This window comes from Parapedobacter pyrenivorans (assembly GCF_014636865.1).
Classification (GTDB): Bacteria; Bacteroidota; Bacteroidia; order Sphingobacteriales; family Sphingobacteriaceae; genus Parapedobacter; species Parapedobacter pyrenivorans.
The window spans coordinates 618,891-634,303 of record NZ_BMER01000001.1; the positions used below are offsets into that span (position 1 = coordinate 618,891).

8 protein-coding genes and 1 pseudogene are annotated in these 15,413 nt (G+C 49.3%); 8 read left to right on the forward strand and 1 reads right to left on the reverse strand.

The features are described 5' to 3' along the window. Nucleotides 1–89: 89 nt before the first annotated feature. The 3 genes from araA to IEV98_RS02380 are packed head-to-tail and all read left to right on the forward strand — an operon-like array spanning nucleotide 90 to nucleotide 4,407. Complete coding sequence (gene araA / locus IEV98_RS02370; protein ID WP_188504325.1) at nucleotides 90–1,589, forward strand: L-arabinose isomerase; 1,500 nt, start codon at nucleotides 90–92, stop codon at nucleotides 1,587–1,589. A 23-nt stretch (nucleotides 1,590–1,612) separates the two neighbouring features. Then, a complete protein-coding gene (locus IEV98_RS02375) occupies nucleotides 1,613–3,367 on the forward strand; it encodes a sodium:solute symporter (RefSeq protein ID WP_188504326.1) in 1,755 nt (584 codons plus the stop codon). Between the two features lie 56 nt (nucleotides 3,368–3,423). Further along, the gene (locus tag IEV98_RS02380; protein ID WP_188504327.1) at nucleotides 3,424–4,407 is read left to right on the forward strand and encodes a sugar phosphate isomerase/epimerase family protein; all 984 of its coding nucleotides are present in this window, start codon (nucleotides 3,424–3,426) and stop codon (nucleotides 4,405–4,407) included. Between the two features lie 18 nt (nucleotides 4,408–4,425). Here the strand turns inward: IEV98_RS02380 and IEV98_RS02385 are convergent, their stop codons facing one another. Continuing rightward, nucleotides 4,426–5,577 carry an aldose epimerase family protein gene (locus IEV98_RS02385; RefSeq protein ID WP_229738530.1) on the reverse strand — a complete coding sequence of 384 codons (1,152 nt, stop codon included), beginning with the start codon at nucleotides 5,575–5,577 and terminating at the stop codon, nucleotides 4,426–4,428. A gap of 188 nt (nucleotides 5,578–5,765) precedes the next feature. Between IEV98_RS02385 and IEV98_RS02390 the strand changes: the two genes are divergently transcribed. The 5 genes and pseudogenes from IEV98_RS02390 to IEV98_RS02410 all read left to right on the forward strand — a co-directional run bounded on the left by IEV98_RS02390 (nucleotide 5,766) and on the right by IEV98_RS02410 (nucleotide 15,397). After that, nucleotides 5,766–8,531 carry a DUF5695 domain-containing protein gene (locus IEV98_RS02390; protein ID WP_229738531.1) on the forward strand — a complete coding sequence of 922 codons (2,766 nt, stop codon included), beginning with the start codon at nucleotides 5,766–5,768 and terminating at the stop codon, nucleotides 8,529–8,531. A 24-nt stretch (nucleotides 8,532–8,555) separates the two neighbouring features. Further along, nucleotides 8,556–9,290, forward strand: a pseudogene (locus tag IEV98_RS02395) (GH39 family glycosyl hydrolase); the annotation flags it as partial. Nucleotides 9,291–9,495: 205 nt separating this feature from the next. Next, entirely contained in the window at nucleotides 9,496–10,785 is a 1,290-nt protein-coding gene (locus tag IEV98_RS02400) for an MFS transporter (RefSeq protein ID WP_188504328.1), read from the forward strand. Nucleotides 10,786–10,807: 22 nt separating this feature from the next. Continuing rightward, nucleotides 10,808–13,774: a SusC/RagA family TonB-linked outer membrane protein gene (locus IEV98_RS02405; RefSeq protein ID WP_188504329.1), complete on the forward strand. Its 2,967-nt coding sequence runs from the start codon at nucleotides 10,808–10,810 to the stop codon at nucleotides 13,772–13,774. 12 nt (nucleotides 13,775–13,786) lie between these two features. Beyond that, nucleotides 13,787–15,397: a RagB/SusD family nutrient uptake outer membrane protein gene (locus IEV98_RS02410; RefSeq protein WP_229738532.1), complete on the forward strand. Its 1,611-nt coding sequence runs from the start codon at nucleotides 13,787–13,789 to the stop codon at nucleotides 15,395–15,397. Nucleotides 15,398–15,413: the final 16 nt, after the last annotated feature.

Consider the following 15,413-nt stretch of genomic DNA (forward strand, 5'->3'; position numbering starts at 1 on the left):
GACAAAAGCCATTAGCCGAAAAGTAAAAACGAACAGCAAAAAACGGATAAACGAATCAGCAAATAATAGATAAGCGAATAGCAAACCACATGATAGACATTAGAAATTTAGAAGTATGGTTTCTTACGGGAAGCCAACACCTTTACGGCGCAGAGACACTCAGACAAGCCGCAGCTCATGCCGAAGAAATTGTCAGACACCTTGACCAATCCGACCAGATTGCCGTACGCGTGGTCTTCAAACCCATCGTCACGACGTCGGACGAAATCTACGCAACCATTGCAGAAGCCAATCATTCAACACATTGCATCGGGCTTATTACCTGGATGCACACCTTCTCGCCGGCAAAAATGTGGATCAGGGGGCTGAACATCTTGCATAAACCCTTGCTGCACCTCCATACGCAGTATAATCGGGATATCCCGTGGGATACCATCGATATGGACTTCATGAACCTCAACCAAAGTGCCCATGGCGACCGTGAATTTGGCCATATCGTTTCCAAACTACGTATCAACCGTAAGGTGGTCACGGGGCATTGGAAAGATACGGACGTCATTGATCAGATCAATATCTGGAGCCGTGCAGCAGCAGCTTGGCACGACTGGCAGGGCGCACAGTTTGCTCGTTTCGGGGATAACATGCGCAATGTTGCCGTTACGGATGGTGATAAAGTAGACGCGGAGGCTAAGTTCGGTTTTTCGGTCAATACCTATGCGGTTGGCGATTTGGTTGCGGTGGTCAACGGCGTCACTTCCGCACAAATCGATTCCCTCATCGACGAATACGAGCAGGCTTATACGCTGGCGCCAAATGTACGACATGATGGGGCTCAGCGTCTGCACCTACGTGATGCTGCCCAAATCGAAATCGGGCTTCGTAAGTTTCTTGTAGATGGTGGATTTAAGGGCTTTTCCAACACCTTTGAAGACCTGCATGGCCTCAAACAATTACCGGGCATCGCTACCCAGCGGCTTATGCAATCGGGCTTCGGCTATGCGGGTGAAGGCGATTGGAAAACCGCTGTCCTGGTGCGTGCTGCCAAGGTAATGGCTGCAGGCATACCGGGTGGAAATGCCTTCATGGAAGACTACACGTATCATTTGGATCCAGCAAATGCATTGGTTCTTGGCGCGCATATGCTGGAGGTTGACCCTTCGCTAGCGAGCGGGAAACCGAACTTAGAAGTGCACCCGCTGGGAATAGGCGGCAAAGATGACCCAGCACGGCTAGTCTTCGATGCTCCCGGAGGCTTTGCACTCAATGCGAGCCTTGTCGATATGGGCGATCGTTTCCGCTTGGTCGTCAACAACGTGAAAGCACACGAACCCCAACATCAATTACCCAAACTTCCCGTGGCTCGCGTACTTTGGACTCCGTTACCTGACCTCAAGACAGGTTGTTCGGCATGGATTTATGCGGGCGGAGCACACCATACCGTCTACAGCCAAAACCTCACCATTCAACATTTCCAGGATTTCGCTACAATCGCCGGTATCGAATTACTCCATATCGGAAAAAATACTCACCTTACTGATTTCTTGAAAGAAATCGACTGGAGCGAACGATACTTTGCTGGCAAATACTAACCTCAATTAAATTATAAACCGTTATGCAACTCCTTGAAACACTCGATTGGGTCATCATAGGCCTTTACTTTCTGCTGGTGGTAGGCATCGCCGTTTGGTCGATGCGTAAGAAGAACGATTCGGCGCAGGACTATTTCCTTGCGGGCAAAAGTCTTGGATGGTTTGTCATCGGCGCATCCATCTTTGCATCCAACATTGGTTCTGAACACCTAGTTGGCCTAGCGGGCTCCGGGGCAACCGATGGTGTAGCCATGGCACATTACGAACTCCATGCTTGGTGCTTGCTGATATTGGCTTGGGTGCTTGTCCCGTTCTATATGCGTTCGAAAGTGTTTACCATGCCTGAGTTTTTAGAACGACGATTTTCTCCGCGTGCAAGGACGGTCCTCTCAGCTATTTCCTTGGTGGCTTATGTACTGACCAAACTCGCAGTAGGTGTATATGCTGGCGGAATGGTTTTTACCGGCTTACTCCCTGAGGTCAGTTTTCTGGGATTCGATAGCTTTTGGGTAGGATCCGTGCTGATTATTATCCTCACGGGGCTGTATACCGTCGTTGGTGGAATGAAAGCGGTCGCCTATACCGAAGCATTTCAAACGGTAGTACTCATCATCGGCTCTGCATTGGTTACTATCCTCGGACTACAGGCCATGGGGGGATGGTCAGCGTTGCGGGAAACGGTAGGTGACGAAATGTTTAACCTATGGAAGCCGCTGGTTCCAGATGGCATCGAAGGCACATGGAGTCCGGTAAAAGAAACCGACAAGATGGCCTGGTACTTCAATGATAATTATCCATGGATCGGCATGTTATTCTGTGCACCCATTATCGGACTGTGGTATTGGACGACAGACCAATACATTGTACAGCGGGTACTCGGCGCACCAAACGAAACCGAAGCCCGAAGAGGTTCTATTGCCGCAGCATTCTTTAAGCTTTTCCCTGTATTCATCTTCATAATTCCGGGAATCATTTGCTATGGGCTGGCTGCGAGCGGCAAGCTGCCAGTACTGACCGAACAACTCATCGGTGCAGATGGCAAAATCATCCGTGACCAAGCCCAGCAAGCATTCCCCTTGATGGTCGCACATGTCCTCCCGGTAGGTATCCGCGGTATTGTCGTAGCTGGTCTCCTGGCTGCATTGATGAGTTCGCTCGCGGGCGCTTTCAATGCTTCTTCTACCTTATTTACCATTGATTTCTATTCGAAGCTCCGGCCCAACGTGCCCCAAGAAAAATTAGTATGGGTAGGCCGTACTGCTACCGTGGTCATGATTGTGATTGGCTTACTCTGGATTCCAGTCATACGTGGCGGAAAAGGGCTGTATGACTACTTACAAGGCGTGCAAGCCTATCTGGCACCACCGATTGCGGTCGTCTTTTTTGCGGGCATCTTTCATAAGCGGTTAAACGCCCAAGGATGCTTGGCGGCGCTCTATACGGGATTTTTCCTCGGGCTGCTGCGGCTGGTCATTGACACACCCGTGAAGTTATCGGATGGCTTTGCCTACGCCGAAGGTTCGTTTTTCTGGATTTTGAACAACATATTCTTCCAATATTACAGCTTGATCATTTTCTTGATCAGCTTAGCCGTGATGTTTGTCGTGAGCTACGCCACCGCTGCACCTTCATACGAAAAAATCGCAGGGTTAACCTTCGGCACCATAACCGACGAACATCGACGAGAAACCCGCGCGAGTTGGAACCAATGGGATGTTATTTCATCCATTGGTATCGTTGTGTTGATTATAGCGGCTTATGTATACTTTAGTGGTTAACTGATTTGGTTTTTAAGCCGTTAACACTTACATTAGCTATCTAAAATAACCGGATTATGAGTACCAATCGGCGAGCGTTTTTGAAGCAAGCGGCAGCCAGCGTGGCAGCAGCTTGTTTTGCACCATCGTTGTTTTCATGCACTCGGCAGACGACATCCACCTCGGTATTAAAAGAAATCGGTCTCCAGCTTTTCACCTTGCGAGACCAGTTGGCTGATGACGTGGCCGCGACGCTCACGCGAGTGGCAGAAATCGGATATGACCATGTGGAGACTTTCGGCGCAGCAGGCAACGAAGCGGGGAAAATGAGTTTTTGGGGATGGGAAACGGGGGCATTGCGCAATCAATTACGCCAAAATGGCCTGAAAAGTTATAGTGGACATTACTTGCTCGACGAGTTCCTAACGCGTGGGAATGGCAGCGAGGAACTGTTGAAAGCCTACATCGATACGGCCGCTGAGTTGGGGCAACGTTACCTCATTGCGCCCATCCCACCATTATTACTTATCGATAAACTTACTGCAGACGACTATCGTTTCATGGCCGAACAACTCAACAAGGGTGGTGAGTTGGCTGCTAAGGCTGGGCTAACGATCGGCTATCACAACCATTTTTGGGAGTTCCGTACATTAGCTGATGGCAGCATCGGTTTGGATATCCTTATCGAAAACACAGATAAACACCTCGTGGCATTTGAACTGGATCTGTTCTGGAGTGAAAAATCAGGAACAGACAGTTCCCTGTACTTCGAAAAGCACCCAAGCCGTTTCCCGCTCTGGCATATCAAAGACATGGATAAAGGAAACACCGCCACTGTCACGGGTACCGACTACGACGACAAACCCGTCATGGAAATCACCGAGGCGATCACGTATTCCGAAGTAGGATCCGGTAGTATCGACTTCAAGAAAATCATGATGGAGGCTAGCACAGCGGGATTGCAATATGCTTTCGTGGAACAGGATTTTATCACCATTGATCCGTTTGAAAGCATTGCAAAAAGCTATGCGTACGTGACGAATGAATTGCTGAAAAAATAAGCGGTTTACAGCTTCCAGCTACCTAAATCGGTACACCGTCCGTGTCTTATATTCACTGCCGGGATCCAATATGGTAGAAGGAAATTCCGGCTGATTTGGCGCATCCGGGAAATGCTGGGTCTCCAAACAAAATGCCGAACGATAATTATAGGTCTTGCCGCCCTTTGCGTGCTGCACATTGTCCATGAAGTTACCGCTGTAAAACTGCAGGCCCGGTTCTTCGGTGAGGATATCCATCACGATACCCGTTTTCGGGCTTTCCACGGTGGCCACGAGTTGCAAACCAGCATCTTTTTTCAGCACGAAATTGTGATCGTATCCCTTTCCGAGCAACAGCTGTGCATCTGCGGTGTCGATACGCGCACCAATAGCGGTGGGCTGGCGAAAGTCAAACGGCGTGTTTTCAACCTGTGCAATTTCACCCGTAGGGATCAGGGTCTCGTCTACAGGCGTATAGCCATCTGCGCGAATGGTCAATAGATGGTCTAGTATCGTGCTGTCTCCCTCCCCGCTGAGGTTGAAATACGCATGATTGGTCAGGTTTACCACCGTTGCTTTATCCGTGGTGGCACGATAGGTAATATCCAATCCGTTATCCGACGTAAGCGTATACTTCACCGTTGCCTCCAGCTTTCCCGGATAACCCGCATCACCATCCGGTGACACGTATTGCAACGCTAAGCTGCTATCCGTCACGTGCTGCACTTCCCAGACTTTTCCAAAGAAACCGTTTGTACCCCCATGCAATGTATTCGGCCCGTCGTTCAGCTCCAATTGGTATTGTTGGCCTTCCAATTCAAATTGACCCTTGGCAATACGGTTGCCGTAACGGCCCACGACAGCGCCATAAAAACCTTCTCCGGGTTGCCGGTACGCCGCCAGGTCTTTGTAGCCAAGTACGACATCCACCAGGTTTCCGTTTTTGTCCGGCACATGCAAACTGATTACGCGGGCCCCGTAATTGGAGATAGCGGCTATCGCCGTACCGTTCGTCAGTGTATATAGTTTCACCGAATCCCCATTAATGTCTGCCTCGAAATCAGCAGGCACTACGGTTAAGACCGACGAAGCGTTGGCATCGGATGATTGTTCTTGGGGTGCGTTACAAGCCGATACTCCGGCAATTGCCAAAATCACCGCTATCGACATGCTTATTTTGTTGTTCTCCATGCTAAACCAGGTTTAATCAAAAATGTTAACTTAGCAAAGGTAACAGGAAAATTGAAATATAAAACGGTCACTTAGAAAATTTCGGGAACCGTATTAGTGCGCATCAATATCCAAGTAAAATCAGCTAAAATTTGGCCATCGACTTAAAAACGTCTTATTTACATTTGTTAATCAAAAATAACCATACCATGCGTATACCAGCTCTCCTACTTCCCCGATCACTTCACCAAATGGCTAGTCTCTCTGCTGCACTGATTACCTTATTTGCATACACCGGATTTGCCCAATCACCATGGGAGCGCATTGCCCAGCGCCCATCCACACTAGGGTTGGAACACGGTATCACTGTGTTTACCGTTGCTCCTTTCGAACTCCAGCTTGTGAAGTCGTCGCAAACCGTGGCCGGCCTGGTCCCATTGGCAGACACGGCGTTTGACTATACACCGGACGAACGACTGGAAGCGCGGGCAAAAGACGGCCTGTATCACCTCGGTGATATCAATTTCCGAATAAGAACGGGCGAGCAAGCCGCTTGGCAATCGTATTCCACCGCCTCCAAGCGTGCGCCGGTAATCCCGCTAGTAGCCGTAGGCCAGAATTTAGTGGGAGCAGACCTCGGACCAACGTTACCTGCGGATGCCCCCCTTTCGGTAAAACGCTTCTGGCAATCGGTGAATGGTAATTTGGTACTTCGTTTCGAACTGACGAATAAAACAGCAAATGCCCTTGAAATCGGCTCATTGGGCATCCCTATGATATTCAACAATATCCTACAGGACAAAAGCCTGGATGAGGCCCACGCCGACAACGTCTTTTTTGACCCCTATATCGGGCAGGATGCGGGTTACCTACAAGTAAACCGGCTCCATGGTGAAGGTCCTGTGCTACTGGTCCTTCCGCATGAAAATGCGCCTTTCGAAGCCTACAGTCCTTTAAATGATGACCCCACTCCACGCAGCATCGTCTTCGAAGGCTTTCACGAATGGATGATCCACAGCAAGGCGCATGCAGAAACGGGATGGAAGGATGCGGCGCAATGGAACGCACCTACTTCGTCCATCCTACAGCCCGGCGAAACAAAATCGGTTGCACTGCGCTTTGTCTTGGCACCCAGTATCCGGCAGATTGAGGAAACGCTTGCGGAACAAAAGCGCCCTGTTGCCATCGGGATTCCGGGCTATGTGGTACCCCAGGACGTGCCGGCTAAGCTTTTCCTGCAATATCCCAACGACGTAAAATCTGTGGAGTCGTATCCTGCCGATGCACTTGGCATTAAAAAGAGCGACCAAACGAAAAACGGTCGGAAGACATATGAAATCGAAGGAAAACAATGGGGTCGGGCCAGGCTGACGATTACCTATACCGATGGTCTGAGACAGACCATCAATTACAAAGTCATCAAACCGGAAAAAGACGCCGTCGCCGACCTCGGTCACTTTCTTACTACCCAGCAATGGTATGAAGACAACAACGATCTTTTCGGCCGTTCTCCGTCGGTTATCAACTACGATTACGAAACCAAGAAGCAGCTTACACAAGAATCACGTGCTTGGTTTGCCGGATTGAGCGACGAAGCAGGCGCGGGCAGTTGGTTGGCTGCCATCATGAAACAGGTGCTACGCCCAGACAAGGAAGAAGTAGACAAATTACAGCGCTTCGTCAACGAGACACTGTGGGGTGGCATCCAATATGCGGATGGCGAATTAAAATATGCGGTTAAAAAAAGCTTGTTCTATTACGAGCCAGATTCGATGCCGGCTGGCACGTATAGTGACACAATCAACTACCGCGGTTGGGCGGCATGGAAGAAAAAGGAAGCGAATAGCCCCGGCCGGTCTTACAATTATCCACATGTGACCGCAGCGCATTGGATGATGTATCGATTAGCCCGAAATTACACGGGGCTAGTCACCGAAACACCTTGGCAGACCTCCCTTGAACGCGCATACCACACGGCGATGGCTATGGTGAAACATGCACCACACTATGCCCAATTTGGCCAAATGGAAGGATCTATTTTCTTATTGGTGCTCAATGACCTAAAAACCGAAGGTTATACGGATATGGCCAATCAATTGGAAGCAGCCATGCGGACACGGGCCGAGCACTGGCACACACTGGCCTACCCCTTCGGCAGCGAAATGCCCTGGGACTCCACCGGGCAGGAAGAAGTATACCTGTGGTCACGATATTTCGGTTTTGATGAGAAAGCGATGGTGACGCTCAACGCGATACTGGCATATATGCCTACCGTACCCCATTGGGGGTATAATGGCAGCGCTCGCCGATACTGGGATTTCGTGTATGGCGGCAAACTTTCCCGCATCGAACGACAGCTACACCATTACGGATCAGCGCTCAATGCAATACCTGTACTTACCCAATACCGCGACAATCCCGACGATTTCCACCTGCTACGGGTAGGTCACGCGGGTGCATTGGGTGCCTTAGCCAACATTACCCAAGATGGTTTTGGCCCGGCCGCTTTCCATTCCTATCCTTCGACACTCGCCATCGATGGCTACGCAGGCGACTACGGCTGCGGATTTTACGGCTATGCCGTCAATTCCGGCACATACATGGTCAAACACCCCGAATTCGGTTGGTTGGCTTTTAGCGGTATATTGAAACAGCGCGGTAATTGGGTAACGACCAAGGTGACCACCGCCGCACAATCACGGGTTTTCATTGCGCCTATTGGCCTTTGGATCACGATGGATGCCGGACTTATTGATGAAGTTGCGTATAACGAAAAGACAGCCGAAGTGCGCATTACCTTAGCCAAGGCAGCTACCCATGTTCCCTCCGCTTACCTGCGGCTGGAACAGACTGCCCAAACCGGCAGCCACTATGCATTGAACGGATACAAGGAAAATGAACAGGGACAATATGTAATCCCCTTGCAACCCAAACAACAGACACTCGCCATCATGCCAAACGAACCTGTCTTATAGCATTAGCGTTCTTACCCGCAATTCAAGCACCTGCCAGTCGTCATCGGTGAATCGGATCCAGAAGGTTGCGCAGCATGCTCCGAGGCCATCTACCCGCATAATGCGTATCGGAATGGCATGATGTATTCCAGCTATACCGCCGCATCCTTTGCTCGCAAATTGGATATCGCTGACCATCACAACACAGATTTGATCGGTGCTGTTAGTTGGTCTTTCGAATTTGAAGACCAGCCGTGGTTTGCCGGTTTCCGGGATCTGGCCACCAATGGAGTCGACAAGCCAGTATTAAACGTATTCCGGATGTTTGGCATGATGACCGGAAACCGCGTCAATGTCTCTGGTCAATTTAACTATGACTTCAAAAAGATATTGGAAAACAGCGTGCGAGGCGCTGAGCGAGACATCAACGCTCTGGCATCCAAGGATGACCGGAGTGCGGCCGTCATGGTTTGGAATTATCACGATGACAACGTCATCGGGCAAGCAGCCCCAGTGGTTGTAAATATCGCTGGCATCCCCGCTGAAAAAGTCTACCTCCAACATTACCGGATTGATCAGGAACATAGTAATTCCTACGAAGTCCGGAAAAAAATGGGATCTCCACAGTCACCTAGTGAAGTGCAGATCCGCGAGTTGGAGAAAGCCGGACAGCTTCAACTGCTGGAGTCACCCCAATGGATTTCCACGGAGAACGGAAAGTCATCCGTGACCTTCTCACTGCCGCAACAAGGGGTGACCTTGCTGCGCTTGACATGGTGACCCGTTCAATCAAAATACGGTTGATTGTTGACAAAATATGGCTTGAATTATTCGGTAATTTTATTCAACTTTGTTTAATATAAATACAACGTGTTTTTGAAAAATACACTTTGTTTCATGAAGCCTCGATGACAGGCGTTATCCTTGGCTGAATTGTAACCATTCAAAGACGGTTCACATTTTGTGGCCCATTGAAGACCAAATTATGAAGATAAATCACGATACCTTAGGCGATGAAAAGCCATTGAAAATACGCTGGGTGATGGTCATTCTGGCTTTTCTCGCCACGGTATTGAACTATGTACACCGGCTTTCTTTTAACTATTTGAGTGCCGACGGTGAACTACGTGAACTGATTCCGGACGATGCATTCGGCTATATCGGTACCGCATTCTTTATCGCCTACATGTTATCGAATGCCTTCTCCGGCCTTGCTATCGACAAGTTGGGCACGCGATTGGGCTATGCACTCTGTATGGCATTTTGGACAACCGCGGCGTTGGTACATGCCTTTGCTATTACACCCTTCCAATTTGGCTTGGTCCGCTTTTTTCTGGGATTGGGTGAAGCGGGAAATTGGCCGGCGGCCATCAAATTGATCAGCGAATGGTTTCCGCCGCATGAACGGTCAACCGCTTCCGGCATCTTCAACAGCGGTTCGGCGCTGGGGGCTATCATCGCCCCGCCTTTAGTAGCGTTCCTAGGCATCAATTATGGTTGGCAATCGACCTTCATCATTCTGGGTATTACGGGTTACCTGTGGCTTGCCGCATTTTGGTTTACCTATTATACGCCCGAACGTGCGACCAAAGAAGCGCGGGCGAGGATTATCCCCCCCATGAAGCTATTCAAAACGCGGTTCCTGCGCATGTTTACGCTCTCTAAATTTTTCATGGATCCCATCTGGTATTTCGTGACATTCTGGATCGGTCGCTACCTCGCAGACGTGCATGGATGGGATATGGCAAAAATCGGGTGGTATGCCGTTATCCCCTTTCTCATTGCAGATGTGGGTAATCTCATCGGCGGTTATTTTACCCAATTTATCATCAAAAAAAGGGTGCCAATCCCCAAGGCTCGGAAAATTGCAGTGGGTATAGCCGGCGCGCTGATGTGCCTGCCGCTTTTGCTTGCGCCGTTCATCGTCGTTTCCCCGATGTCCGCTTTGATCTTGTTTGGCGTTTCGGGCTTCGGGTATACGGCCTATACGGCAAATTCACTCGCATTTCCCGCAGATGTGGTGCCCAAGAGCGCTACTGCATCGGTTTGGGGGCTGGCTTGCGTCGGTACGGGACTCGGTGGAGCGCTTTTCCAAGCGTTGTCGGGTGTCACCGTGAAGACGTATTCTGCGGTTTACAGCTATACTACCGCCTATGATATCCTGTTTATCGGATTCGGTATCGCAGGGCTCATTGGTTTGCTTATCATGCTCTTTTTTATGGGACCACTGAAAAAAAATGAGGAATTGCATCGATACGTCGAAACGGACAAGTGAAAAATAACTAACCTCCAACGATATGAAAAGCTTCAATTCATTCCAATGGTTTTGCATCGCTTATTTGATTTGCATGTACCCATTATCCGGCATGGCGCAGGCACAGCGGGAAATCAGGGGTAAAATTACCGACGCTGATTCCGGTGAATCGCTTGCCGGCGTCACTGTAAAAGCCCAACTCGCCAACGGAAGTACTTCGACCGATGTCAACGGCAATTATTCCATCGCGATGCAACCGGGCGATACGCTAACCGTTGCTTTTTTGGGTTATGTTACCCAGACGGTCGCTGTTGGCACGCAGTCTACCATTAACATTGCACTCGCGACAGATGTTTCCGAATTGGGAGAAGTTGTCGTTATCGGGTATGGCACCCAGCGGAAAGGTGATGTAACCAGCGCAATTGCCAGTCTGAAGGAGGCGGATTTTACCAAAGGTGCTATGCGCGATGCCTCCGAGCTTATCCGTGGGAAAGTGGCTGGCCTGAATATAACCAACGGTTCGGGTGATCCCGCTGCTACGCCAAACATCAACCTCAGAGGTATTTCGTCGTTACAGGGAAACACGGCACCCCTGGTTTTGATTAATGGGATTCCGGGCGAATTCAATACCGTTGCGCCACAGGAAATCGAGTCTATCGATGTGTTGAAAGATGCCTCCGCGGCAGCCATCTACGGAACCCGTGGCGCAAACGGTGTCATTTTAATCACGACCAAGCAAGTGGATCGCGACATTCCGACAACGCTCGATTACAGCACATATTTTTCGCAAACTGACTTCTACAAAAGGGCAGACTTCGTAGATGCCGGTCAACTGCGGGGGCTGATTCAACAAGGGCTTCTTCCGGAGTCATACGACGAAGGGCATACCACGGATTGGCTAAGCGAAATCACCCGAAAGGGATTCATCCAAAACCACAATCTCAATATCAAAGGTGGAAACTCGCGGTCTAACTACGTTGGTAACTTCAACTACCTGGGAAACGACGGTGTATTTGTACGGTCGTACAACAACGAGTTGCGATTATCGTTTGACGTCAACCACAGTATGTTTGACAACCGGTTAAAACTGAATGCCAACATACTTAGGGGGTCGCGGACAGGCAGTGCCCTTGGTGACGGTGAACCGTTCAATCAAGAAATATACCGCCAGGCCCTGATTAGGAACCCAACGGAAAGGGTGATTGATGATCAGGGAAAATGGTATGAGACTTCCCTACGCGAATCCACCAATCCGGTAGCAATGATTCAGGAAACCGATGGGATCATAACCAATGACTGGACCCGCGTAACCGCTAATGCCACGGTTTCAATCCTCGACGGCTGGGATGCAAAGCTGATGCTGGCTACGGATAGGCGTACTCGGCTGGAAGGGTATTCCGAGACTAAACAACATGCGTCCAACACGAAAAACGGGCTTAACGGCTATGCCTCTAGGGGCGACGGCAAAAGCACGACGGACTATTTGGAAATGACTTCCACCTATTCGAAAACGATGGACAGGCATAGACTGAATGCGTTGGCAGGCTACAGTTACCAATACCATGTCAATTCAGGAGGCTTTTACACCAATTCGGACTTCCCGACGGACAAGTACTCGTATCACAATATGACGACCGGGGCAGCCCTCTTGGAAGGGCGGGCCACAATGGGCAGTAATAAGGACGATGATCGGCTTATTGGCTTTTTTGGCCGGGTAAGCTACGGCTTTGATAACCGATACAATATCCTCGCCAGCGTAAGGCGCGAGGGATCCTCAAAATTTGGCGTGAACAACAAATGGGGGACATTCCCGTCTTTATCGTTGGGTTGGACCATCAGCAATGAGCAATTTATGCAGGATATCGGATTTTTAACCAACCTGAAATTGAGAGGGGGTTACGGGGTTACTGGCGTGATTCCGAATGACTCCTATCTTTCGCAAACCTTACTGACCTATGAAGGGAATTTCTATACCAACAATCAATGGATACAAGGCCTTGTACCCGTTAGCAACCCCAACCCTGACTTACGCTGGGAAAAGAGCAATGAAGTGAATATCGGGTTGGATTTCTCCCTTTTTGCAAATCGGCTGAGTGGCAGCATCGACGCTTACAATAAGCTGACCAAGGACATGCTCTGGGATTATACCGTACCCGTACCCCCTTACCTCTACAATCGAATCAAAGCGAATGTGGGTGAAATGCAAAACCAAGGGATAGAAGTGCTGTTAAATGCCACGCCCGTAAAGAAAGCTAATTTTGAATGGAGTGCCTCATTCACCTTTTCACGCAATAAAAACCAACTGAATAGCCTTTCGAACGATCTTTTTGAGGTCGTTGGCGACTATTTCAACACGGGTGCGACGGCAGCCCCCATCCAGACGTACACACACCGCTTGCAGGTCGGAAAGTCTGTTGGTAACTTCTTTGGTTTAAAAGCGGTAGACATCGATGAAAATGGCGAATGGGTTATCGAAACGGCTGACGGAACAAGGAAAAAAATATCAGAAGCAACCAGTGATGACGACAAACAGTATTTGGGCAACGGTATACCCGCGATGAGTGGTGGCCTGACAAATACCTTTCGGCATAAAAACATCGACCTCAGTGTTGTTATCACAGGTGAATTCGATTTTCAAATCCTCAATTTCCAACGGATGTTTTACGAAAATCCGACGATCCAATATAATATGCTCAACAGCGCCTTTGATAAAGTTTATGGAAAAGCAACGCTCAATTATCCACAGGCCTACGTAAGCCATTACATTGAAGACGGCGATTACCTTAAAGTACAGAATATTACCATCGGGTATAACCTACCTACAAAAACCATTAAATTTCTGAATTCCGCGCGAATATATGCCGCAGGGACCAACCTATTTGTCTTCACCGACTATAAAGGGTTGGATCCTGAAATTGAACGGCGGAATCAATTGACAGCAGGTACCGATTCCAGGGACAAATACCCGACCTATAAGACCTTGACTGTTGGACTGAACGTAACCTTTTAATTCCTTATCGCCATGAAGAAAATGATGAGAAACACATTCACGTTGAGCGCGGCCGTCGTCGTGTCCGCCATACTTTCATGTACGAAATTAGATGAATCGGTATACGATTCCATTATCGCGGAAAGTACAGAACTGACCTCAGACGATATCAACAACATCGTCGCCCCGGCCTATACTTCGCTCCGGGCGCTGTATTGGGGATGGCACAGCTATTTCGACACACAGGAGGAGTCATCAGATGTAATCGTGACACCGATCAGGCTACCAAGAGGGGGATGGGATGACGGAGGTGTGTATCGGACCATGCATATGCATACGTGGGATGCAACGCAAAGTCACACCCGGCAGTTATGGAGCCGGTGCTTCGCGGGCATCAACAACGCAAACCGCGCCATGTATCAGCTACAGCAAATAGACGGACTCGAGAACCTGGAAATAGCACTGGATGAGTTACGCGCATTGCGCGCGTTCTATTACTATATCCTCTTGGACCATTTCCGGAATGTACCTATCGTGGATCGGTTTGACGTTCCACAGGGTTTCTTGCCCGAGCAAAATTCAGCAGACGAGGTGTTCGCTTTCGTGGAAAGTGAATTGACCGAAATCTTGCCTCGCTTAAGCGAAGAACAGAGTGCCGTTACCTACGGCCGGATGAATAAATGGGCAGCCAAAATGGTATTGGCTAAACTATACCTCAACGCGGAAATATATATCGGTACGCCAAAATGGGAAAATGCAATGGTCCAAGTTGATGATATCATCGACAGCAAGAAATTTAGCCTGGCAGCCAATTACAAAGATCCGTTTATCACTGACAATGAAGGATCCGTCGAACAGATTTTTTCCATACCCTTCGATGAGATATATGCTAAGGAGTTTAATTATCACATGAAAACATTGCATGCACTCAGTAGACAAACATTTGGCATCCAAGCAGAACCTTGGGGAGGGAGTTGTGCAATCCCCAAATTTATTGATACCTATGATTCCGATGACAGCAGGTTGGACGACACGTGGCTCTCCGGGCCGCAATATTCGGCTACCGGACAACCGCTGATACTGGGAAACCAACCATTGGATTATACGAATAGATTGACAGCGCTGACCGGCTCACAGGAAAATGAAGGGCTGCGTTTCATCAAATATGAAATCAAGCAAGGCTCCTTAGCCGGATTGGGTAATGACGTCCCCTTCTTTCGGTATACGGATGCGTTGATGATCAAGGCAGAATGTCTCCTTCGCCTGAACGATGCCGCCGGTGCCGCTTCCATCGTAACGTCCATTCGGCAACGCGCCTTCGCAACTACAAACCCCGACAAGGCAACGGTAACGGGCAATCAGCTAACCGCGGGCAGCCGCTACGTGTATGGCAACTATGCCAACGGCACCATGACATCGACGGAGGGCGGTGCAGACATCCCCTACGGTGGGTTTCTGGATGAGCTCGGATGGGAATTTGCTGGCGAACATCACCGGCGGCAAGACCTCATACGCTTTGGTGTGTTTACCACAAAATCTTGGTTTGCACATCGACCAAATGGAGCACATCGCGTATATTTCCCCATACCACAGGTTCAATTGGACGTCAATGGTAACCTGCAACAAAACGAAGGTTATAATTAATACCACTAAGCTAATA

Excerpts from the sequence above, each read along its gene's own strand:
- araA (WP_188504325.1), top strand. The coding sequence starts at position 90 with ATGATAGACATTAGAAATTTAGAAGTATGGTTTCTTACGGGAAGCCAA.
- IEV98_RS02375 (WP_188504326.1), top strand. The coding sequence starts at position 1,613 with ATGCAACTCCTTGAAACACTCGATTGGGTCATCATAGGCCTTTACTTT.
- IEV98_RS02380 (WP_188504327.1), top strand. The coding sequence starts at position 3,424 with ATGAGTACCAATCGGCGAGCGTTTTTGAAGCAAGCGGCAGCCAGCGTG.
- IEV98_RS02385 (WP_229738530.1), bottom strand. The coding sequence starts at position 5,577 with ATGGAGAACAACAAAATAAGCATGTCGATAGCGGTGATTTTGGCAATT.
- IEV98_RS02390 (WP_229738531.1), top strand. The coding sequence starts at position 5,766 with ATGCGTATACCAGCTCTCCTACTTCCCCGATCACTTCACCAAATGGCT.
- IEV98_RS02400 (WP_188504328.1), top strand. The coding sequence starts at position 9,496 with ATGAAGATAAATCACGATACCTTAGGCGATGAAAAGCCATTGAAAATA.
- IEV98_RS02405 (WP_188504329.1), top strand. The coding sequence starts at position 10,808 with ATGAAAAGCTTCAATTCATTCCAATGGTTTTGCATCGCTTATTTGATT.
- IEV98_RS02410 (WP_229738532.1), top strand. The coding sequence starts at position 13,787 with ATGAAGAAAATGATGAGAAACACATTCACGTTGAGCGCGGCCGTCGTC.